Source organism: Salinivibrio sp. PR5 (assembly GCF_001996085.1).
In the GTDB taxonomy this organism is placed as follows: domain Bacteria; phylum Pseudomonadota; class Gammaproteobacteria; order Enterobacterales; family Vibrionaceae; genus Salinivibrio; species Salinivibrio proteolyticus.
This window is the reverse complement of record NZ_MUFK01000013.1, coordinates 14835-36308: the sequence shown is the minus strand read 5'-3', so window position 1 is coordinate 36308 and position 21474 is coordinate 14835. Positions and strand designations below refer to the sequence as shown.

The 21474-nt window shown below is 51.0% G+C and carries 18 protein-coding genes; 15 read left to right on the top strand and 3 right to left on the bottom strand.

The window, feature by feature from the left end:
• The first annotated feature begins 11 nt into the window (after window positions 1–11).
• Window positions 12–905, top strand: a complete 894-nt coding sequence (nhaR, locus tag BZG82_RS07045; RefSeq protein ID WP_077765475.1) for a transcriptional activator NhaR — start codon at window positions 12–14, stop codon at window positions 903–905.
• Between the two features lie 65 nt (window positions 906–970).
• The gene (locus BZG82_RS07040; RefSeq protein WP_077663253.1) at window positions 971–1267 is read left to right on the top strand and encodes an ArsR/SmtB family transcription factor; all 297 of its coding nucleotides are present in this window, start codon (window positions 971–973) and stop codon (window positions 1265–1267) included.
• A 78-nt stretch (window positions 1268–1345) separates the two neighbouring features.
• Here the strand turns inward: BZG82_RS07040 and rpsT are convergent, their stop codons facing one another.
• Window positions 1346–1606: a 30S ribosomal protein S20 gene (gene rpsT, locus BZG82_RS07035; protein WP_069586567.1), complete on the bottom strand. Its 261-nt coding sequence runs from the start codon at window positions 1604–1606 to the stop codon at window positions 1346–1348.
• A 287-nt stretch (window positions 1607–1893) separates the two neighbouring features.
• On the opposite strand from rpsT, the gene murJ reads away from it, so the two are divergent.
• The 9 genes from murJ (at window position 1894) to carB (ending at window position 15100) form a co-directional block, all read left to right on the top strand.
• On the top strand, window positions 1894–3465 hold the full coding sequence (gene murJ, locus BZG82_RS07030; protein WP_077663252.1) for a murein biosynthesis integral membrane protein MurJ: 1572 nt from the start codon (window positions 1894–1896) through the stop codon (window positions 3463–3465).
• Window positions 3466–3555: 90 nt separating this feature from the next.
• A complete protein-coding gene (gene ribF, locus BZG82_RS07025) occupies window positions 3556–4497 on the top strand; it encodes a bifunctional riboflavin kinase/FAD synthetase (RefSeq protein WP_069586569.1) in 942 nt (313 codons plus the stop codon).
• A 30-nt stretch (window positions 4498–4527) separates the two neighbouring features.
• Window positions 4528–7353, top strand: coding sequence for an isoleucine--tRNA ligase (gene ileS / locus BZG82_RS07020; RefSeq protein WP_077765474.1), 2826 nt, complete (start codon window positions 4528–4530; stop codon window positions 7351–7353).
• Window positions 7353–7856, top strand: a complete 504-nt coding sequence (gene lspA / locus BZG82_RS07015; protein ID WP_069586571.1) for a signal peptidase II — start codon at window positions 7353–7355, stop codon at window positions 7854–7856. Before ileS ends, lspA begins: the two co-directional genes overlap by 1 nt.
• A 49-nt stretch (window positions 7857–7905) precedes the next feature.
• On the top strand, window positions 7906–8337 hold the full coding sequence (gene fkpB, locus BZG82_RS07010) for an FKBP-type peptidyl-prolyl cis-trans isomerase (RefSeq protein WP_069586572.1): 432 nt from the start codon (window positions 7906–7908) through the stop codon (window positions 8335–8337).
• Window positions 8338–8346: 9 nt separating this feature from the next.
• Window positions 8347–9291 carry a 4-hydroxy-3-methylbut-2-enyl diphosphate reductase gene (ispH, locus tag BZG82_RS07005; protein ID WP_069586573.1) on the top strand — a complete coding sequence of 315 codons (945 nt, stop codon included), beginning with the start codon at window positions 8347–8349 and terminating at the stop codon, window positions 9289–9291.
• Between the two features lie 159 nt (window positions 9292–9450).
• Window positions 9451–10254 (top strand): 4-hydroxy-tetrahydrodipicolinate reductase, encoded by an 804-nt coding sequence (gene dapB / locus BZG82_RS07000; protein ID WP_077480561.1) that lies wholly within the window; start codon window positions 9451–9453, stop codon window positions 10252–10254.
• A 466-nt stretch (window positions 10255–10720) separates the two neighbouring features.
• The gene (gene carA, locus BZG82_RS06995; RefSeq protein WP_077675103.1) at window positions 10721–11860 is read left to right on the top strand and encodes a glutamine-hydrolyzing carbamoyl-phosphate synthase small subunit; all 1140 of its coding nucleotides are present in this window, start codon (window positions 10721–10723) and stop codon (window positions 11858–11860) included.
• Window positions 11861–11875: 15 nt separating this feature from the next.
• Complete coding sequence (carB, locus tag BZG82_RS06990) at window positions 11876–15100, top strand: carbamoyl-phosphate synthase large subunit (protein WP_077765473.1); 3225 nt, start codon at window positions 11876–11878, stop codon at window positions 15098–15100.
• A 65-nt stretch (window positions 15101–15165) separates the two neighbouring features.
• Here the strand turns inward: carB and dacB are convergent, their stop codons facing one another.
• The gene (dacB, locus tag BZG82_RS06985) at window positions 15166–16593 is read right to left on the bottom strand and encodes a D-alanyl-D-alanine carboxypeptidase/D-alanyl-D-alanine endopeptidase (protein ID WP_198928538.1); all 1428 of its coding nucleotides are present in this window, start codon (window positions 16591–16593) and stop codon (window positions 15166–15168) included.
• Between the two features lie 276 nt (window positions 16594–16869).
• On the opposite strand from dacB, the gene greA reads away from it, so the two are divergent.
• Window positions 16870–17343, top strand: a complete 474-nt coding sequence (greA, locus tag BZG82_RS06980) for a transcription elongation factor GreA (RefSeq protein ID WP_069589897.1) — start codon at window positions 16870–16872, stop codon at window positions 17341–17343.
• A gap of 106 nt (window positions 17344–17449) precedes the next feature.
• On the opposite strand, the gene yhbY is transcribed toward greA, so the two are convergent.
• Window positions 17450–17746: a ribosome assembly RNA-binding protein YhbY gene (yhbY, locus tag BZG82_RS06975; RefSeq protein WP_069589899.1), complete on the bottom strand. Its 297-nt coding sequence runs from the start codon at window positions 17744–17746 to the stop codon at window positions 17450–17452.
• Between the two features lie 206 nt (window positions 17747–17952).
• Between yhbY and rlmE the strand changes: the two genes are divergently transcribed.
• The 3 genes from rlmE to folP all read left to right on the top strand — a co-directional run bounded on the left by rlmE (window position 17953) and on the right by folP (window position 21472).
• Window positions 17953–18582 carry a 23S rRNA (uridine(2552)-2'-O)-methyltransferase RlmE gene (gene rlmE, locus BZG82_RS06970; protein ID WP_069589901.1) on the top strand — a complete coding sequence of 210 codons (630 nt, stop codon included), beginning with the start codon at window positions 17953–17955 and terminating at the stop codon, window positions 18580–18582.
• Between the two features lie 51 nt (window positions 18583–18633).
• Window positions 18634–20568, top strand: coding sequence for an ATP-dependent zinc metalloprotease FtsH (ftsH, locus tag BZG82_RS06965; RefSeq protein WP_077480637.1), 1935 nt, complete (start codon window positions 18634–18636; stop codon window positions 20566–20568).
• Between the two features lie 61 nt (window positions 20569–20629).
• Window positions 20630–21472, top strand: a complete 843-nt coding sequence (gene folP, locus BZG82_RS06960) for a dihydropteroate synthase (protein WP_077765472.1) — start codon at window positions 20630–20632, stop codon at window positions 21470–21472.
• Window positions 21473–21474 lie beyond the last annotated feature (2 nt).

Sequence of the window (21474 nt, the reverse complement as noted above, 5' to 3'; positions counted from 1 at the left end):
TATGGCAAGTCATGGCGCATCTTAATTACAACCACCTTTACTATTTTTGGATGGTTTGCAAGCAAGGCTCGATTACCAAAGGTGCCGATAAGCTTTGCTTAACCCCTCAAACGGTCACTGGACAAATCCGAGCACTCGAGCAACGACTTAATGGGAAGCTGACTAAGCGAAACGGCCGGCATGTTGAGCCCACAGAGTTGGGGCAGTTGGTGTTTCAATATGCGGATCGTATGTTTGGTTTGAGCTACGAAATGCTCGATATCGTTAATTACAGTCAGCAAGAGAATATCCTATTTGACGTTGGTGTCGCCGATGCATTATCCAAGCGGTTAGTCAGTCAGGTTTTACTCCACGCAGTACCTGACGATAACGCGATTCATTTGCGCTGTTTTGAATCGACACATGAAATGTTGTTAGAGCAACTTTCCCAGCACAAATTGGATATGATTTTGTCGGACTGTCCGGTTGATTCGACGCAGCAAGCGGGGTTATTCAGCGTCAAACTGGGCGAGTGCAGTATGAGCTTGTTTGCCTCTCACCCAGATATATTGGCTGATATACCGCTCGCCACACTGCTTGCGAGCCAGAAATTGTTGATCCCAAGCCGCGCGACAGCGATGGGTCGCAAACTGATGCAGTGGTTTGATCAACAAGGTATTGTTCCCAATATTTTGGGGGAGTTTGATGACTCCGCGTTAATGAAAGCGTTTGGGATCAACCATCAGGCATTGTTTATCGCTCCCAGCAGCTATGCCAATGAAATCAGTGGTGTCGGTAGTGTTGCACCGATTGCAAACCTGGAGACGGTCAAGGAAGAGTACTATGTGATTTTTGCTGAGCGAATGATTCAGCACCCCGCCGTCAAACGGATTTGCGAAGCTGATTACAGCCACTTATTCGTTTAGTTACAGGCTTGTGGTGAGATCGTGCTAGACTCGAGCAAGGTGGTAACAATTGAAGTGGTAGTCAAATGGATTTAGCCCAAATGCAACAAAACGGGCCGAAAGCGGTAAGCTTGCTGAAAGCCATGGCAAACGAAAAGCGTCTGTTTATTCTGTGCTATTTACTGCAAGGCGAACTTTCGGTTGGGCAGTTGGTTGAACGGGTGCCTTTGAGCCAGTCGGCCTTATCCCAGCATCTTGCTTGGTTACGTAAAGACGGTTTGGTGAATACGCGAAAAGAGGCGCAAACGGTCTATTACTCACTGAAAAGTGAAGAAGTGAAAGCGGTGATCCAGCTATTACACGATCTGTATTGCGGTGATTGATAAAGCACATCAATCAACACGCAATAAAAAAACCGGCCGAGGCCGGTTTTTTTATGCATGATGCAAAGCAAAAAGCTATTACAGCGCTTTGATTTGTGCTGCGAAGCTTGCTTTGTAACGTGCTGCTTTGTTCTTGTGGATCAGGCCTTTGGTGGCTGAACGATCAAGAATAGGCTGTACTTGCGCAAAAGCAGCAGTTGCCGCTTCTTTGTCGCCTGCAGCGATAGCAGCAGCAGTTTTCTTCATGTAAGTGCGCATCATAGAGCGACGGCTTGCGTTGTGCTGGCGACGCTTCTCAGATTGGATCGCACGCTTCTTAGCAGATTTGATATTCGCCAAGGGTCTAACTCCCAAATCTTTTGTTCGGTGACATTTCAAGGCGGAGGACTATGCCTCTTTTTGCCTCTATTGTCAATTCATTTGTGCAAATATCCGCCGCCCCAAGGTAGTGTTGGCGCTGCGGGGTTATCACGGTTAATATGGCGGCTGATTCTATCAGCATTTCAGGCTCTACGTCACCTTTATTTCCGTTTCGCGTGTCATTATCGCTTGGCCTGCATGAGTGAGCGAGCATCAACACGCATGGGGTGGCACACAATAGAGGCACGTGTTTTCAAGAGGTAACCGTGAGTAAGCGACTATTACGCTCTGGGCTAATCGTTAGCACCATGACACTGGTGTCCCGCGTGTTGGGGCTGGTGCGGGATGTGGTGATTGCCAACTTGATGGGGGCAGGGGCTGCCGCCGATGTGTTTTTCTTCGCCAATAAAATCCCTAACTTTTTGCGTCGTTTATTCGCAGAAGGCGCGTTTTCACAGGCCTTTGTCCCCGTATTGACTGAATATCAGGCGCTGGATAAAGACGATAATCATCGGACGCAATCTCGCGAGCTGGTTGCCAATGTTGTCGGTACCTTGGGTGGGTTAGTGACGATTGTCACCCTGCTCGGTGTCATTGGCTCGCCTGTGTTGGCGGCGTTATTTGGGACTGGTTGGTTTGTCGACTGGTTGGATGGTCGCCCTGACGGGGCCAAGTTCGAGTTAGCGAGCTTGATGCTGAAAATCACCTTCCCGTACTTGTGGTTTATTACTTTCGTGGCGCTATCGGGCGCCATCCTGAATACGCTTAATAAGTTTGCCGTTTCGAGCTTTACCCCTGTATTCCTCAATGTTGCGATTATTGCCGCGGCGATTTGGCTGTCGCCCTATCTTGCACAACCTGAAATCGGTTTGGCGGTCGGGGTCTTTATCGGTGGATTGGTTCAGTTGCTGTTTCAGCTTCCTTTCTTATCGCAAGAGGGCATGCTGGTAAAACCCAAGTGGGGTTGGCACCATCCTGGGGTGGTAAAGATCCGCAAACTGATGATCCCGGCTCTTTTTGGGGTCTCGGTGAGCCAGATTAACCTATTGTTTGATACCTTCATTGCCAGCTTTTTGATGACAGGCTCCATCAGTTGGCTTTATTACTCCGATCGTTTACTCGAGTTTCCGTTGGGCTTATTTGGCATTGCCATTGCGACTGTGATCCTGCCGGCGCTTTCTCAGCGCCATGTCGATAAATCGCCCACCCAATTTGCTGCGACCATGGATTGGGGGGTGCGCATGGTGTTGCTGCTGGGCATTCCTGCCATGGTGGGGTTGATTTTGTTAGCAAAGCCGATGCTGATGGTACTCTTTATGCGAGGCGAGTTCGGTGTCGACGATGTGCAGGCGGCCAGTTTATCGCTGGTGGCCTATGCCTGTGGATTGGTCAACTTTATGCTGATCAAAGTCCTCGCACCCGGTTACTACGCACGACAAGACACCAAAACACCGGTGAAATTTGGTGTGATTGCCATGATAAGCAATATGGTGTTTAACGCTATCTTTGCCTATTTGTTCAGTTATGTTGGCCTTGCGATTGCCACGGCGTTATCGGCACTGATCAACGCGGGCTTGCTTTATCAAGGCCTACACCGTGCTGGTGTTTACCGTTTGTCTCGAGCGACGGCTTTATATATCGGCCGTTTAGTGGTTGCGGTAGCAGCAATGGTGGCGGTGTTAATGACACTGATGCCGACATTAAATGGCTGGGTCGAGATGTCACTGTCGATGCGCAGCATGGTATTGGTTGGACTTATTCTCGGTGGCAGTGTGGTGTATTTATGCACCGCACTGTTATGCGGTGTGCGACTGGGTGATATTCGTCATCGCGGGTAATTCAAGGGTCGGATGTGAATCCAGGGCTGATTGCCGGCCCTGACTAGTATATAATCCGCCAGTTTCAATAGTTCAAATAGTCAGCAGGCGATGGAATTAATCCGAGGTATCCATAACATACGAGCGCGCCACCGAGGTTGTGTCCTGACCATCGGTAACTTTGATGGTGTCCATTTGGGACATCAGGCGGTGTTGCGCCAAGTGGTGGAAAAGGCCCGAGCGCTGAACCTACCTGCGACTGTGATGCTGTTTGAACCGCAGCCGTTAGAGCTGTTTAAAGGTGAAAAAGCGCCGGCGCGCCTGTCGAGATTGCGAGATAAATATACCCAGTTAGCGAAGCTGGGCGTTGACCGCCTGCTGTGTGTAAATTTCACCCCTGCATTTGCGGCCATGAGTGCTGATCACTTTGTTGACCGCTTGTTGGTCGAACAATTGGGTGTTAAGTTTCTGGTAGTCGGCGATGACTTTCGCTTTGGTTTGAAGCGAAGCGGTGATTTTGCGCGCCTCGCACGAGCAGGCCAGGAACATCACTTTGATGTGGTCAGTACCGAAAGTTTTTGCGTCAGTGACCGCCGAGTGAGCAGCACAGCCATTCGCGATGCGTTAGCCGCAGGTCATCTTGCCGAGGCGGGTGACATGTTGGGGCGACCTTACAGCATCTGTGGGCGTGTCGCGCATGGGCGTAAGTTAGGACGCACGATTGGCTTCCCGACCGCCAATGTATTGCTAAAACGCCGCGTTTCCCCGGTTTCAGGTGTGTATGCCGTACAAGTGGAAGGCGCCGTGACCGGACAGCGGTTACCCGGCGTGGCCAACGTTGGTGTAAGGCCGACGGTCGACGGTGTACGCCAGCAGCTCGAAGTCCATCTATTTGATCAATCAATCGACTTATATGGCAAACAGCTGGAAGTTTATCTTTTGCATAAACTTCGCGATGAAACCAAATTCGCGTCTATTGACGCACTAAAAATGCAAATTCAACGAGATGCATCAGCTGCGCGTGCGTGGCTGGCTGATGTGAATAATGTCTAGAGTGTAACCTCCATACGGAATCAATAATCAATGAGTGACTATAAAGATACCTTAAACCTGCCGGAAACTGCGTTTCCGATGCGAGGTAATCTTGCTAAGCGCGAGCCTGATATGCTCAAGCGTTGGTACGATGAAGATCTGTACGGTGCTATCCGTCAWGCGAAGAAAGGCAAAAAAACATTTATTTTGCACGACGGTCCTCCGTACGCGAACGGCAACATTCATATTGGTCACTCAGTTAATAAAATTCTCAAAGACATTATTATTAAATCAAAAACGCTAGCGGACTACGACGCACCGTATGTACCTGGCTGGGATTGCCACGGCTTGCCGATTGAGCTGATGGTAGAGAAAAAAGTCGGTAAACCCGGTCAAAAAGTCTCAACCGCTGAGTTCCGTGAAAAGTGCCGTGAATACGCAGGCAAACAAGTGGAAGGTCAGAAGGCGGACTTTAAACGTCTTGGTGTTTTAGGTGAGTGGGACAAACCTTACCTGACCATGGACTTCAATACCGAAGCCAGCATCATCCGCGCGTTGGGTAAAATTGCCGCCAATGGACACTTGCACAAAGGCTTTAAGCCGGTGCACTGGTGTACGGACTGTGGCTCGGCCTTGGCAGAAGCTGAGGTGGAATATCAAGATAAAACCTCGCCATCGATTGATGTGATCTTTCGTGCGGTTGACGAACAAGCACTGATCAGTGCCTTTAACCTCGCCGGTGATCATCAAGGTGAAGGCGAAGTGGGTGTGGTGATCTGGACCACGACGCCTTGGACCTTGCCTGCTAACCGTGCGGTAGCGGTGGCCGCTGACCTTGAATATGTGTTAGTACAAGTTGAAGGCGAGCAACCTAAGCGCCTTATCGTCGCGGCCGAACTGGTCAAAGAGGTGATGGATCGCGCGGGTATTGAGCATTATCACAACCTCGGCTTCTGTAAAGGTGACGCGCTTGAACTTAAACGCGTAAACCACCCATTTTACGATTTTGATGTGCCCGTGATCTTGGGTGATCACGTCACGACAGAGTCGGGTACGGGTGTGGTACACACCGCACCTGGCCACGGCCAAGAAGACTTTGTGGTTGGTCAAAAATACGATCTTGAAGTGGCAAACCCAGTGGGTAGCAACGGAGTCTATTTACCGGATACTCCACTATTTGCAGGCCAACATGTCTTTAAAGCCAATGACAGTGTGATTGAAGCGCTGAAAGCGCACGATGCACTGCTGCATCACCATGCTTATGAGCACAGCTACCCACACTGCTGGCGTCACAAAACGCCAATCATTTTCCGCGCCACACCGCAGTGGTTTATCTCGATGGAGAAAGCCGGCCTGCGTGATAAAGCGTTGCAAGAGATCAAGAACGTTGATTGGATCCCTGAGTGGGGCCAAAACCGTATCGAGTCGATGGTAGATGGTCGCCCTGATTGGTGTATTTCACGTCAACGTACCTGGGGCGTGCCGATTGCGCTATTTGTTCACAAAGAAACCGCAGAGCTTCACCCAGACACGCTGAACTTGATTGAACAAGTTGCCGCACGGGTTGAGAAAGCGGGAATTCAAGCCTGGTGGGATCTGGATCTGAATGAACTGTTGGGTGATGACGCTGAACAGTATGAGAAAGTCCTCGATACGCTGGATGTTTGGTTTGACTCCGGTGCGACGCACTACGCGGTGGTCAACCAGCGCGACGAGTTTAACGGCCAAGAAGCAGATATGTACCTCGAAGGGTCAGATCAGCATCGTGGTTGGTTCCAGTCTTCGTTGATGACCTCGGTGGCGATCAAAGGCAAAGCACCGTATCGCAAAGTACTGACCCATGGTTTCACGGTTGACGGCAAAGGCCGCAAGATGTCGAAATCACTGGGGAATACTGTCTCGCCGCAAGATGTGATGAACAAACTGGGCGCCGACATCCTGCGTCTGTGGGTGGCCTCAACCGACTACACCGGTGAGATCACGGTATCGGATGAGATCCTAAAACGTAGCGCTGATGCGTATCGCCGTATTCGTAATACTGCACGCTTCCTGCTGGCAAACCTGCATGGTTTTGATCCTAAGCAAGACAGTGTCGCAGCCGATGAGCTGGTGGCGGTTGACCGCTGGGCGGTAGGGCGTGCATTAGCAGCACAACAAGAGATCACCGAAGCGTTTGAAGCTTGCAACTTCCACCAAGTCACCCAACGCTTGATGCAATTCTGCTCGATTGAGATGGGCTCTTTCTATCTGGATATCATCAAAGATCGTCAGTACACCGCGAAAGCGGGGAGCCACGCGCACCGTAGTTGCCAAACCGCGCTGTTCCACATTGTCGAAGCGCTGGTACGTTGGATGGCACCGATTATGTCGTTCACGGCAGATGAGATCTGGAATGAAATGCCTGGCGAACGCGGCAAGTTTGTGTTCACCGATGTCTGGTATGACGGCTTGTTTGGCTTAGAAGACGATGCGGTGCTCAACAATGCATTCTGGGCAAAACTGCTGGATGTGCGTGCCGCGGTGAATAAAACCCTCGAACAGGCCCGTAATGACAAGGTCATTGGTGGTTCACTCGAAGCCGAAGTCACATTGTACGCGCCAGCGGAGTTTGCGCAAAAGCTGCAAATGATGGGCGATGAATTGCGCTTTGTGCTGCTGACCTCGAAAGCGACAGTGATCGCTGGTGAGGCGCCATCTTCTGCGACGCAAACGGATGTCGAAGGGCTATCTGTTGACGTTGTGGCGTCTGAAGCGAAAAAATGTGACCGCTGTTGGCACCATGTTGCTGATGTAGGCACAATCGAAGGACACGAAGAAATTTGTGGCCGCTGTGTGACTAACATTGCAGGAGAAGGCGAAACTCGCCAATTTGCGTGATGACCTCTCACTCACTCTCGCAATCAGGATGGCGCTGGCTTTGGCTGGCGCCTCTGGTTTTCGTTTTAGACATTGGCAGTAAGTGGCTGGTGATGAACACCATGGGCTATGGTCCCGCAAACCGCATTGAATTGCTGCCGTTTTTTAATCTTACTTACGTCCATAATCATGGTGCGGCATTTAGCTTTTTAAGCGATGCCGGCGGTTGGCAGCGTTGGCTTTTTAGCGTTATCGCGTTGGGCGTGAGCGGCTTGCTCACATACTGGATGCGAGTGACACCGGCGAGCAAGCGCATGCTCAATATCGCCTATGCCATGATCATCGGCGGCGCATTGGGCAACTTATTTGATCGCCTCGTTCATGGCTATGTGATCGATTTTCTCGACTTTTTCATTGGCAATTCACATTGGCCGGCATTTAATCTCGCTGACTCAGCCATTTGTGTCGGCGCCGTTTTAGTGGTGCTAGACAGTTTTCGTCATGAGCAGTCATCGGCGACCTAGGGGTCGCTCGTAGTAATTAGCCCAACACGACTTTCGATAAGGACAGATCATGAAAGCGATTAGCGCATCCAGCGAAGTATTGATGCACTTTACCATTAAGCTTGAAGATGGCTCGGTCGCCGACAGCACCCACAATGCCGGAAAACCCGCTAAGTTAGTGATGGGAGACGGCAGCTTGACCGAGAACTTTGAGCGTTGTCTGTTAGGGCTGCATGAAGGGGAGCAAAGCAGCTTTACGCTGGCACCTGAAGATGCATTCGGCCAGCCAAACCCGGATAATATCCACTATATGGACCGCCGTCAGTTTGGGGGAGATACGCCTGCTGAAGTGGGCGCCATCATTGCGTTTAGCGGTCCTCAAGGACAAGAAATTCCCGGTATCGTGACCGAGGTCAGCGGCGAATCTGTGACGGTCGATTTCAATCATCCGTTGGCAGGGAAAACCGTGATTTTTGACGTAGAAATAATCAGTGTGCAATAAGGCAAAGTCATGAAGATCCTACTTGCGAATCCCCGAGGCTTTTGTGCTGGTGTCGATCGCGCGATCAGCATCGTTGAACGTGCTCTGGAAATTTATCAGCCTCCCATTTATGTGCGCCATGAAGTGGTGCATAACCGATTTGTGGTGGAAGGCCTAAAGCAACGCGGCGCGGTGTTTGTGGAACAATTAAGCGAAGTGCCTGATGACAGCATTGTGATCTTCTCGGCCCACGGTGTCTCGCAAGCGGTGCGCAATGAAGCCAAATCCCGTCAACTAACAGTATTTGATGCAACCTGCCCCTTGGTGACCAAAGTACATATGGAAGTGGCACGTGCCAGTCGTAAAAATATGGAAGTAGTGCTGATTGGCCATGCTGGACACCCCGAGGTAGAAGGCACTATGGGTCAATATGCCAGTGAAACTGGCGGTATGTACTTGGTTGAAACGCCAGCGGATGTGCACACGCTTCAAGTCAACGACCCAGATAACTTGCATTATGTGAGTCAAACCACGCTGTCAGTGGACGAAACCGCTGATGTGATTGATACCTTGCGTCAGGTTTTCCCCAACATTCAAGGCCCACGCAAAGATGATATCTGCTACGCGACCCAAAACCGTCAAGATGCAGTGCGTGATCTTGCCCAAAGCTGTGATGTGATGGTGGTGGTGGGCTCGAAGAATAGCTCGAACTCAAACCGTCTCCGCGAGTTATCGGAAAAACTGGGAACCCCGGCGTATTTGACCGACTGTGCGGAAGACATTGATCCAGCGTGGTTCGAGGGTAAGCACACGGTTGGGATCACCGCTGGCGCCTCGGCACCAGAAGAATTGGTTGATTTGATCATCGCCCGCGTGAAGGCGTTGGGCGCCACCGAGGTAGAAAACCTGAGTGGCCGTGAAGAAAACATGTTCTTCGAAGTGCCGAAAGAGTTACAAATTCGTGAGGTGACCTAGTCACCCATCGACAAAATTAAAGGGAAGCGAAGGCTTCCCTTTTTGTTAGCTCTCTTCTGAGCCACTCTCAGCAATATACAAGCTGAAACGAACGCGCTACAGTGATGGGTTAATGGATAGGTGGCCAGCGCTGCTGGTGAAGTAAAAAAGGGGAGAACCATGGTACGTATTGCCATTGCTGGTGCAGCCGGCCGTATGGGACGCAATCTTATTCAAGCGGTTACGCAATACGCAGGCGCAACATTGGGGGCGGCGAGTGAGCGGCCTGAATCAAGCTTGATTGGGACGGATGCAGGGGAACTGGCCGGTGTGGGCCGTCTCGGCGTACAAGTGGTGGACGATCTGGCCAAGGTGGCGGATGACTTCGATGTGATCATTGATTTTACCGCACCAGCGGCCACACTCGCGAACTTGGCGTTGTGCCAACAAAAAGGCAAGCAGTTGGTGATTGGAACAACTGGGTTTGATGACGCGCAAAAGCAAACCATCCAAGATGCCTCAGAAGCGACGGCAGTGGTGATGGCCCCCAATTACAGTGTCGGCGTCAACCTTGTATTTAAACTGCTTGAACAAGCCGCCAAAGTGATGGGTGAGGAATGCGACATTGAGATTGTTGAGGCCCATCATCGCCATAAAGTGGATGCGCCATCGGGCACAGCACTGGGAATGGGAGAAGCGATTGCCGGGGCAATGGGAAACCAGCTGAGTGATGTCGCTGTGTATGCCCGAGAAGGGATCACCGGCGAGCGTAGCAAAAATGAGATTGGCTTTGCCACCATTCGTGCTGGCGATATCGTGGGTGAGCATACCGCCATGTTTGCGGATATTGGCGAGCGTGTTGAAATCACGCACAAAGCGTCAAGTCGTTCCACCTTTGCCAAGGGAGCGGTCCGTGCCGCGGTATGGCTCAATCAACACCAGCAAGGTTTCTATACCATGCAGGATGTACTTAATCTTAAATAATTATGCATCGCGCTTCGGCGCGATGTTTTTTTATCCCCCTTTCTTTTTCTCATGCAACGCACTTCATATTGTCGTAATTTTTGCTTTGTTTTCCCCTTGTTGACAGCATTTCGACGCGATAACTCTTCCAGTTATGATCTTTGTTGCGCAGTAAACGTTTGCGCACGCCAGTTTTATGTTTCTCTCTCGTTTTGGGTAAAAAAGTTATTTCTCTGCCAATTTATCTAGCTCTTTGGTTTAAAAATAAAGACAAGATTGTGCTTTATCTTGCTTAGGTGGCCTGTTTTTCTTGAGTGCTTAGTAAATACAATAAAAAGTAGCACGCATTATTGACAGCCAAACCTTGCATCTCTAGAATGCGCGCAATTTGTCAAAATTCAGCTTGACGTGAGTTTTGATCTTAGATGGAATACGTGAATGCAACGTTAGTCGTAAAAAGTGCATTTCTATATAACTGGAGGTTGTCTTGAGCAAGTCTGCGCTCTTAGTCCTAGAAGATGGGACAGTGTTCCACGGTACCCCGATCGGCGCTGATGGCACCGCGGTGGGAGAAGTGGTTTTCAATACCTCGATGACGGGGTATCAAGAAATATTAACCGACCCCTCTTATTCCCGTCAGATCGTAACACTTACCTATCCCCATATTGGCAACACCGGCACCAACACCGAAGACGAAGAATCCTCCCAAGTCCACGCCCAAGGCCTCGTCATTCGCGATCTTCCCCTGTTAGCTAGCAATTTCCGCAATCAACAATCCCTCTCTGATTACCTCAAACAACACAACATTGTTGGCATCGCCGACATTGATACCCGTAAACTCACTCGTTTGTTACGTGAAAAAGGGGCGCAGAATGGCTGTATTGTGGCCGGAGAGAGCGTTGATGAAGCGCTGGCGCTGGCCAAGGCGAAAGATTTCCCAGGCTTGAAAGGGATGGATCTTGCCAAAGAAGTGACGACGCAGGAGCGTTACAGCTGGACGCAAGGGTCATGGCAGCTGCATCAGGGCCTACCAGATGCATTGCCGGACAGTGAATTGCCTTACCATGTTGTCGCTTACGACTTTGGAGCCAAGCGCAACATCTTGCGCATGTTGGTTGACCGCGGCTGCCGTTTGACTGTGGTACCGGCAACCACCCCGGCAGACGAAGTGCTGGCGATGAATCCCGATGGTGTCTTCTTATCTAATGGTCCTGGCGATCCGGCGCCGTGTGATTATGCGATTGCGGCCACCCAAACCTTCTTAGCGGAAGGCGTGCCGTTATTTGGTATTTGCTTGGGGCACCAAATCTTGGCACTGGCGAGCGGCGCGAAAACGGTCAAAATGAAGTTTGGCCACCATGGTGCTAACCATCCGGTGAAAGATTTAGAGCGTGGGGTGGTGATGATCACCAGCCAAAACCACGGCTTTGCCGCAGACAATGACAGCTTGCCTGACACATTACGTGCGACGCATGTGTCCTTGTTCGATGGCAGTTTGCAAGGGATCCATCATACCGAGAAGCCAGCCTTTAGCTTCCAAGGGCACCCTGAAGCAAGCCCTGGGCCACATGATGCTGCGCCCCTTTTCGATCACTTTATCGACCTCATCAAACAACACCGCGCCTAATTGGAGTCGTTGAGCATGCCAAAACGCACAGACATCAAAAGCATTCTTATCCTGGGCGCAGGCCCAATCATTATTGGCCAAGCCTGCGAGTTCGACTATTCAGGGGCGCAAGCGTGTAAAGCGCTGCGTGAAGAAGGGTATCGTGTCATTCTGGTGAACTCGAACCCTGCCACCATCATGACCGACCCAGAAATGGCCGACGCGACCTACATTGAGCCGATTCAATGGCAGGTTGTGAAACACATCATCGACAAAGAACGTCCTGATGCAATTTTGCCGACCATGGGTGGACAAACCGCACTCAACTGTGCGCTAGATCTCGAGCGCCACGGCGTACTCGCCGAATTCGGTGTGGAGATGATCGGCGCCACAGCAGATGCAATTGATAAAGCCGAAGACAGACACCGTTTCGATGAAGCCATGCGCAGCATTGGCCTTGAGTGTCCTCGTGCAGGGATTGCCCATAGCATGGATGAAGCCTACAAGGTTTTAGATGAAGTCGGTTTCCCTTGCATCATCCGTCCCTCTTTTACGATGGGAGGAACCGGAGGCGGGATCGCTTATAACAAAGAAGAGTTCGAGGAAATTTGTGAACGCGGTCTCGACCTGTCCCCCACCAATGAGCTTCTGATTGATGAGTCGTTGATTGGTTGGAAAGAGTATGAAATGGAAGTGGTGCGGGATAAAAATGATAACTGCATCATTGTTTGTTCGATTGAAAACTTCGATGCCATGGGCGTCCACACCGGCGACTCCATTACGGTGGCACCTGCGCAAACGCTGACCGACAAAGAATATCAATTGATGCGAAATGCATCACTGGCGGTGCTGCGTGAAATTGGTGTTGAGACGGGCGGCTCGAACGTACAGTTTGGTATTGATCCTAAAACTGGACGCATGGTCATCATCGAGATGAACCCACGTGTGTCACGCTCTTCCGCGCTCGCATCAAAAGCCACCGGTTTCCCGATTGCCAAGGTGGCGGCTAAGCTTGCTGTCGGCTTTACCCTTGATGAGTTGATGAACGACATCACAGGCGGTGCGACTCCGGCTTCTTTTGAACCCACCATCGACTATGTCGTGACCAAAATTCCGCGCTTTAACTTTGAAAAATTTGCCGGTGCGAATGACCGTTTGACCACGCAAATGAAGTCAGTGGGCGAGGTAATGGCTATCGGCCGTAACCAGCAAGAGTCACTGCAAAAAGCCTTGCGTGGTTTGGAAGTGGGCGCGTCAGGTTTTGATGAGATGGTGAATCTGGACGACGACGATGCTCTGACTCGCATTCGTCATGAGCTCAAAGAGCCAGGTGCAGAGCGTATTTGGTACATTGCGGATGCGTTCCGAGCCGGCATGTCAGTTGATGGCGTCTTTAATCTGACTAACATCGACCGCTGGTTCTTGGTGCAAATTGAAGACATCGTCAAACAGGAACAACAAGTCCGCGAGCATGGCTTTGCGGGGCTTAATGAAACCGCATTGCGCCAGCTAAAACGCAAAGGGTTTGCCGATGCGCGTCTTGCCAAATTATTGGGTGTGTCTGAAATTGAAGTCCGCAAGTTGCGCGATAAATTCAACATTCATCCTGTGTACAAGCGCGTAGATACCTGCGCCGCGGAGTTTGCGTCAGATACTGCCTACATGTACTCCAGCTATGATGAGGAGTGTGAGTCGCAGCCAACCGACAAGAAAAAGATCATGGTATTGGGCGGTGGTCCGAACCGCATCGGTCAAGGTATTGAATTCGATTACTGTTGCGTGCACGCGTCACTGGCGCTGCGTGAAGATGGTTATGAAACCATCATGGTTAACTGTAACCCTGAAACCGTCTCGACCGACTACGATACGTCCGACCGTCTCTACTTTGAACCTGTGACGCTTGAAGATGTGCTGGCGATTGTACGTGTTGAGAAACCGGAAGGCGTGATTGTGCAATACGGGGGGCAAACGCCGCTGAAATTGGCACGTGACCTTGAAGCGGCTGGGGTACCGATTATTGGTACTAGCCCAGATGCGATTGACCGCGCGGAAGACCGTGAGCGTTTCCAAGATGCCGTGCAGCGCCTAGGGCTCAAGCAGCCGGCGAATGCAACGGTGACCGCGTTAGAGCAAGCGGTTGAAAAGGCTAAAGACATTGGCTATCCACTGGTGGTACGTCCTTCCTATGTTCTAGGCGGACGAGCGATGGAAATTGTCTACGACGAGACCGATCTGCGTCGTTACTTTAACGAAGCCGTAAGTGTGTCGCACGAATCCCCAGTATTGCTCGACCATTTCCTCGACGATGCCACGGAAGTGGATATTGATGCGGTGTGTGATGGTGAAACCGTGGTGATTGGTGGCATCATGGAACACATCGAGCAAGCGGGTGTGCACTCCGGTGACTCGGCCTGCTCACTGCCGGCTTACACCCTCAGCGATGACATTCAAGACCGGATGCGCGAGCAAGTGCGTAAGTTAGCGTTGGAGCTGGGGGTCAGTGGTCTCATGAATACGCAGTTTGCGGTTAAAGACGATGAGATCTACCTGATTGAAGTGAACCCGCGTGCCGCACGAACGGTGCCGTTTGTGTCGAAAGCAACCGGTGTGCCACTCGCCAAAATTGCAGCGCGTGTGATGGCGGGCCAATCATTGACTGAGCAAGGCTTTACCCAAGAGGTGATCCCGCCTTACTACTCAGTCAAAGAAGTGGTGTTACCCTTCAACAAGTTCCCCGGAGTTGACCCATTGTTGGGCCCTGAAATGCGTTCAACCGGTGAAGTGATGGGAGTTGGCGACACCTTTGCTGAAGCGTTCGCTAAAGCGGATTTAGCGTGCGGGAAAGCCTACAGCGAAGGGGGACGCGCACTGCTATCGGTGCGTAACAATGACAAGCAACGTGTGGTCGACTTGGCCGCTAAGCTGCTGAAATTAGGGTTTGAGCTGGATGCCACTCACGGTACCGCCGTGATTTTGGGCGAAGCGGGTATCAATCCTCGATTGGTTAACAAGGTTCACGAAGGACGTCCTCATATTCTTGACCGGATCAAGAACGGTGAGTACAGCTACATTGTGAATACCACCGAAGGACGCCAAGCGATTGAAGACTCGAAAGTGCTACGTCGTGGCGCACTCGCTGCCAAGGTGAACTATACCACCACACTCAATGCTGCCTTTGCCACTTGTATGGCATTGACGGCGGCAGACATGAGCAAAGTCAATTCGGTGCAAGCGCTTCATGCGCGCGTATTGAATAAGTAAACGACGACGTGTTCTTACAGACAGCGCCCACCATCCGGTGGGCGTTTTTTTTGCTAAAGGCGCGTTTAAGGCAGCAGACGGCGATGAATTAGCGCCTGATAAAGCTCTCGCTCGAACTGAGTGATGGGGGCTGGCACGTTATCTGGCAAGGCCTCGTCATCAGGGTGGTAGTGGCTAACCAGCTGTACCACAATTTGCTGCTGATTGTCGTCAGTTTCAATAAACCCTGCCAAATTATGACTGCCATAAAGTGAACCGCTTTTCGCAAATAACCGCCCTTTGATGGGCGCGCGACGCACACTCTGGCGGTATTTTAAGGTGCCATCAATCCCTGCGATGGGCAGCATCGCTTTGAGGCCTAATTCTGGGTGGGTGAGAATATAGTGCACCACTTCAGAAAGCTGCCGTGCACTGAAACGATTATTCCGCGATAGCCCTGAGCCATCAACCATGATGGCATGGGTAAGATCCAGCCCTTTCTCGGCGAGGATCGCCTTCACCGCCGCCACGCCATTTCGGTACGATCCCGGTTGCTGAAAATACCGCTGGCCGACTGTTTTCAGCAGGTTATCCGCAATTAAGTTATCCGAGTCTTTTATCATGCGGGTCAGCAAGGCTTCCAAGTTGACGGAGTCGTGACGCGCCAGCTCTCGGGCTTGGCTTGGAGTGCGCGCCTGTACAATATTGCCTGTTACTTTGACGCCGAGCCGGGCTAATTCATCTGCAATTATCGCTTTCACATAAGCGGGCGGGTTTTGTAAGGCAAAATTGAGCGGCAGCGGTCGCTCTCGATGCGCTAAACAGCCAGAAAAACGATAATGATTGCGGGGGGTTGCGGTAAGGTCTAAGTCACAGTGTACCGCGTCTTTTTGCTCTTCACTGACCGCTCGAGCTTCAGTCGTCACTGTGATCGGTTGATGGCTAGGAACATGGACACGGGTATGCTCGGCGTCTGGTGTACTGTATATCGCGCCTTGCACACAATTGTGATTGAGCGCAATGGACGTCGAGGGAGCGCTATAACATACAGCGAGAATATCCCACGGCCAGCCAACGGCGCGTGATTTACCGCTAAAGATATGACCATCTAAAAAGACGTTATTAATCGTGGTTAGCCCTCGTGCGGGCAGCTGGCGAAGTAGTTGGCGCAAGTCTTTGCGTGTGAGCAGCGGATCACCGCTAAACACCAGTGCAATATCATCACCTGCTTGGACTAACCGAGTAGAAAAACGAAAGGTCTCTGGCAGATATAAGCGAGCGGCGAGACCGGTTACCAGCTTTTGCGTGCTGGCTGGCGGCAGTAATGCATCCGCTTGCAAGGCAACTTGAGGATGATTGGTTTTGACATCACTCACCCACAATGCCAGTTGGCTACCTTGGGGGAGGACTGGAGTGAGCTGGTCAACGCGCAGTGATTGCGAAAGGGCGGGCGAAAGGGCGCTGATCAATAAAACGCCAACCAGTACAATCGTTTGTCGAATAAAACCTGTCATGAATGCGGGCTCGGTCAGTTCTGTCTTTGCTCATCCTACCTTGTATAGCATTGAAGACAAGCGTCAAACGCACGCCGGCTGCGGCTGTACGTGCTTTTGTACCGTTGGGTGCCGTATAGGCCTCACGCTTTGCTTGGATCAAAGGTGATTTTGCGCGGATTCTTGTTTACAATCTGATGAAAGAGTTGAATTACGCCGCGCCCGAATCTTTGGTTTGGGCGTGGCTTTGTTTTGCCAAAATCCCTATGCTGCGGATTGAAAGAGGTAATGTCATTTATGGATAAAGTGCCAATGACCGTACGCGGTGAGAAACTGCTGCGTGAAGAGCTGGATAAGTTGATCAAGCGTCGCCCTGAGATCTCCAACGCTATTGCTGAGGCGCGTGAACTGGGCGATCTAAAAGAAAACGCAGAGTACCATGCCGCTCGTGAGGAGCAGGGCATCTGCGAAGCGCAAATCCGTGACATCGAATATAAACTCTCGGTGGCACAAGTGATTGATGTCACCAAGATGCCACAAAACGGCAAAGTGATTTTTGGGGCGACCGTGACACTGATTGACGTGAACACGGATGAGGAAGTGACGTATCGCATCGTTGGTGACGATGAGGCGGATATCAAAGCGAACTTGATCTCAGTGAATTCCCCCATTGCCCGTGGTTTGATTGGTAAAGATGAAGGTGACGAAGTCAGCATCACGACACCGGGTGGGTTAAAAGAATTCGAAATCGATAAAGTCGAGTATCTTTAAGAGAAAGTGTTACAGAGTGTAAACATTCTCTGACTTTGACACAGTAAAAAGGCCGCAATGCGGCCTTTTTGTTAAGGTATGCGGCAAGTTACCGCGAACCATTCGGTTATTTGCGCGGCAGCTCGATTTTACGCTCTTCGCTTTGGCGATAGATCACCAAGGTTTTACCAATAACCTGTACTTTTTCTGCGCCAGTTTCACGAATAATGGCGTCAACAATCAGGTTCTTGGTCTCGCGGTCTTCAGAGGCCACTTTCACCTTAATCAGCTCATGGTGGTCAAGAGCAAGCTCAATTTCAGCGACCACGGCTTCGGTTAAGCCATTTGCGCCCATCAATACAACGGGCTTGAGCTGATGAGCCAGTCCTTTGAGATACTGTTTTTGTTTGGTGCTGAGTTTCATGTTGGCTCGATTTCTATTTGCTAGGGGTTGAAAACATGCCATTCTAACGCCATCTCACCACAAACTGAAACAGTATAAATGGTGCTCATCGTGTTGCTGGCGGTTGAGCGCGATTGCCGACATGGCCAGAAAGGTGAGAAAGCAGGAACAACGCGTTGAATTCCCGCTGAATGCGACCCAAAGCGAGAGCCACTTTTAGGAAAACCATGAGTAAAAAAAAGCACTCTGCTAGCTCCGGACGCTGGCTAAAAGAACATTTTGACGATAAATACGTCAACGAAGCACAAAAAAAAGGGTATCGCTCACGCGCTATCTTTAAACTTGAAGAAATTCAGCAAAAAGACCGTATTCTAAAACCGGGCATGACAGTGGTTGATTTGGGGGCCGCGCCGGGCGGATGGTCGCAATACGCGGCGACGCAAGTCGGCGACGAGGGCCAAGTCATTGCGTGTGACATTCTACCGATGGACTCGCTGCCCGGTGTCAGTTTCTTACAAGGGGACTTTCGCGAACAATCCGTCCTTGATGCACTGTTAGATCGTATCCAACCGGACATGGTTGATGTGGTAATGTCCGATATGGCACCGAACATGAGTGGTAATCAGGCGGCGGACCAACCTCGTGCGATGTACCTCGTCGAGCTTGCGCTCGAAATGTGTCGTGAAGTATTGGGGCCTGATGGCGCCTTTATTGTAAAAGTATTTCAAGGCGAAGGCTTTGATCAGTATTTGGCCGAAGTGCGTAAAATGTTTAAAGCGGTCAAAATTCGGAAACCTGACTCGTCACGTGCGCGCTCACGTGAGGTCTACATTGTGGCTACAGGTTATAAACTGTAGTACCCTTACATTTATCTATCTCAGTTATGCGAGGCTAACACCTTGAGTGACATGGCAAAAAACTTGATTTTGTGGCTGGTTATCGCCGTTGTCTTGATGTCTGTGTTCCAAAGCTTTGGACCAGGCGACAGCGCCGGTCGTCAAGTCGACTACACCACCTTCGTACGTGAAATCGGTAACGATCAAATACAGGAAGTAACGTTTGATGATCGTGAGCTGACCATTACCCGACGTGACGGCTCACGCTATGTCACTTTCATGCCTGTGTATAACGATCCTAAGTTGCTGGACGACTTGCTCAACAAAAACGTGCGCGTAAAAGGCACGCCACCTGAAGAGCCAAGCATGCTGGCCTCGATCTTCATCTCATGGTTCCCCATGTTGCTGCTGATTGGGGTATGGATTTTCTTCATGCGCCAAATGCAAGGTGGCGGCGGCAAAGGCGCCATGTCATTTGGTAAATCCAAAGCCAAAATGATGAGTGAAGAGCAAGTTAAAACCACCTTCAGTGACGTGGCTGGCTGTGATGAAGCTAAAGAAGACGTCAAAGAGCTGGTGGATTACTTGCGCGACCCTAGCCGCTTCCAGAAGTTAGGGGGTAAGATCCCAACCGGCGTACTCATGGTTGGTCCTCCGGGTACCGGTAAAACCTTGCTGGCAAAAGCGATTGCCGGTGAAGCGAAAGTGCCTTTCTTTACCATCTCGGGCTCTGACTTTGTAGAAATGTTCGTGGGTGTGGGTGCCTCACGCGTACGTGACATGTTCGAACAAGCCAAGAAAGCGTCGCCGTGTATCATCTTTATCGATGAGATTGATGCGGTGGGCCGCCAACGTGGTGCGGGCCTTGGGGGCGGACACGATGAACGTGAGCAAACTTTGAACCAAATGCTGGTTGAAATGGATGGTTTTGAGGGCAACGAAGGCGTGATTGTGATTGCCGCGACTAACCGCCCAGACGTTCTGGACCCCGCGTTATTGCGTCCTGGCCGTTTTGACCGTCAAGTGGTGGTCAGCCTGCCTGACGTCCGTGGTCGTGAACATATTCTGAAAGTACACATGCGCAAAGTGCCGTTGGGTAACGACGTCGATGCGTCTTTGATTGCGCGGGGTACACCCGGGTTCTCGGGGGCCGACCTTGCCAACTTGGTGAACGAAGCTGCGTTGTTCTCCGCGCGTGGTAACAAGCGCGTGGTGTCGATGGTCGAGTTTGAGCTTGCCAAGGACAAAATCATGATGGGTGCTGAGCGCCGCTCGATGGTGATGTCGGAAGAAACCAAAGAGTCGACTGCGTACCACGAAGCAGGACACGCGATTGTCGGTCGTTTAGTGCCGGAGCACGATCCTGTGTACAAAGTGTCGATTATCCCGCGTGGCCGTGCGCTAGGTGTCACCATGTACTTGCCAGAGCAAGACAGAGTCAGCATGTCTCGTCAGCACCTCGAGTCGATGATTTCGAGCCTTTATGGTGGTCGCTTGGCCGAAGAGCTTATTTATGGCAAAGACAAAGTGTCGACCGGGGCATCAAACGATATTGAGCGCGCGACCGATATCGCCCGTAAGATGGTGACGCAATGGGGTTTCTCCGAGAAGTTAGGCCCACTGCTTTATGCTGAAGATGAAGGTGAAGTCTTCCTTGGTCGCTCTGTGACGCAGACCAAGCATGTGTCTGATGACACTGCGCGCCTGATTGATAGCGAGATCCGTGACATCATCGACCGTAACTATCACCGTGCGAAAGAGATCCTAGAAGAAAACATGGATATCATGCACGCGATGAAAGATGCACTGATGAAGTACGAGACCATTGATGCTGCCCAAATTGATGACCTGATGGCACGTCGCGATGTTCGCGAGCCAGCTGGTTGGGAAGGTGGCAGTGGTGGCTCATCTTCGGATGACACACCGAAAAAACCAGAGGCTTCCTCTGAAGCGTCTGATGATAAAAAGCAAAAACCGCTAGACTCAGAAAACCAATCTGAAGCCTAAGCCCACGCGATATAAAACCCCGATTTTATCGGGGTTTTTTTGATCCTTGTTGGGACATCTCATGGAAATAACACACAAAAATAAACAACTCTCCCTGGATAGCCCTGTTGTAATGGGCATTCTCAATGTCACCCCAGATTCTTTCTCTGATGGGGGGCAATATCAGCAATCGAACAAAGCGATTGAACATGCCATGCAAATGCTTGCTGATGGCGCCACGATTCTCGATATCGGTGGTGAATCGACCCGTCCCGGCGCTGCTGACGTGGCAGAACAAGAAGAAATCGATCGGGTTGTACCTGTCATAAAAGCCATTCGTGCCCAATCGGACTGTTGGATTTCTATTGATACCAGCAAAGCGGCTGTGATGCGTGCCGCGATAGAGGCGGGGGCGGACTTGATTAATGATGTACGCGCCTTGCAAGAGCCTGGCGCACTCGAGGTGGCGGCTGAACGACAAGTCCCTGTGTGTATTATGCACATGCAAGGGCAGCCGCGTACCATGCAAGCTGCGCCAGCGTATGACAATGTTACCCGTGACGTAAAAGCGTTTTTAACCGAGCGAATCCAAGCGTGTGAAGCTGCCGGCATTTCAAGACAGCAGATTATCCTTGACCCTGGCTATGGGTTTGGTAAAAGCTTGGCCCACAATTATCAATTGCTTGCCGAGTTAGACAGCTTCCATGATTTTGGCTTGCCGGTGTTAGCGGGCATGTCGCGTAAATCAATGATCTATAAGCTAGTCGATAAGACACCACACGACATTTTAGGTGGTAGCATTGCATGCGCGACCTTGGCAGCGCAGAAAGGTGCGCACATTATTCGCGTTCATGATGTGAAAGAAACGGCGGACGCGCTGCGTGTGGTCGCCATGACAAAGCGTGCAGGCGCACTAGGAGAATAAAA

Bases quoted from the DNA above. Each gene is read 5' to 3' on its own strand.
- ftsH (WP_077480637.1), top strand. From the start codon at position 18,634: ATGGCAAAAAACTTGATTTTGTGGCTGGTTATCGCCGTTGTCTTGATG.
- ribF (WP_069586569.1), top strand. From the start codon at position 3,556: ATGGAATTAATCCGAGGTATCCATAACATACGAGCGCGCCACCGAGGT.
- dacB (WP_198928538.1), bottom strand. From the start codon at position 16,593: ATGACAGGTTTTATTCGACAAACGATTGTACTGGTTGGCGTTTTATTG.
- fkpB (WP_069586572.1), top strand. From the start codon at position 7,906: ATGAAAGCGATTAGCGCATCCAGCGAAGTATTGATGCACTTTACCATT.
- yhbY (WP_069589899.1), bottom strand. From the start codon at position 17,746: ATGAAACTCAGCACCAAACAAAAACAGTATCTCAAAGGACTGGCTCAT.
- rlmE (WP_069589901.1), top strand. From the start codon at position 17,953: ATGAGTAAAAAAAAGCACTCTGCTAGCTCCGGACGCTGGCTAAAAGAA.
- BZG82_RS07040 (WP_077663253.1), top strand. From the start codon at position 971: ATGGATTTAGCCCAAATGCAACAAAACGGGCCGAAAGCGGTAAGCTTG.
- ispH (WP_069586573.1), top strand. From the start codon at position 8,347: ATGAAGATCCTACTTGCGAATCCCCGAGGCTTTTGTGCTGGTGTCGAT.
- greA (WP_069589897.1), top strand. From the start codon at position 16,870: ATGGATAAAGTGCCAATGACCGTACGCGGTGAGAAACTGCTGCGTGAA.
- dapB (WP_077480561.1), top strand. From the start codon at position 9,451: ATGGTACGTATTGCCATTGCTGGTGCAGCCGGCCGTATGGGACGCAAT.
- carB (WP_077765473.1), top strand. From the start codon at position 11,876: ATGCCAAAACGCACAGACATCAAAAGCATTCTTATCCTGGGCGCAGGC.
- nhaR (WP_077765475.1), top strand. From the start codon at position 12: ATGGCGCATCTTAATTACAACCACCTTTACTATTTTTGGATGGTTTGC.
- folP (WP_077765472.1), top strand. From the start codon at position 20,630: ATGGAAATAACACACAAAAATAAACAACTCTCCCTGGATAGCCCTGTT.
- lspA (WP_069586571.1), top strand. From the start codon at position 7,353: ATGACCTCTCACTCACTCTCGCAATCAGGATGGCGCTGGCTTTGGCTG.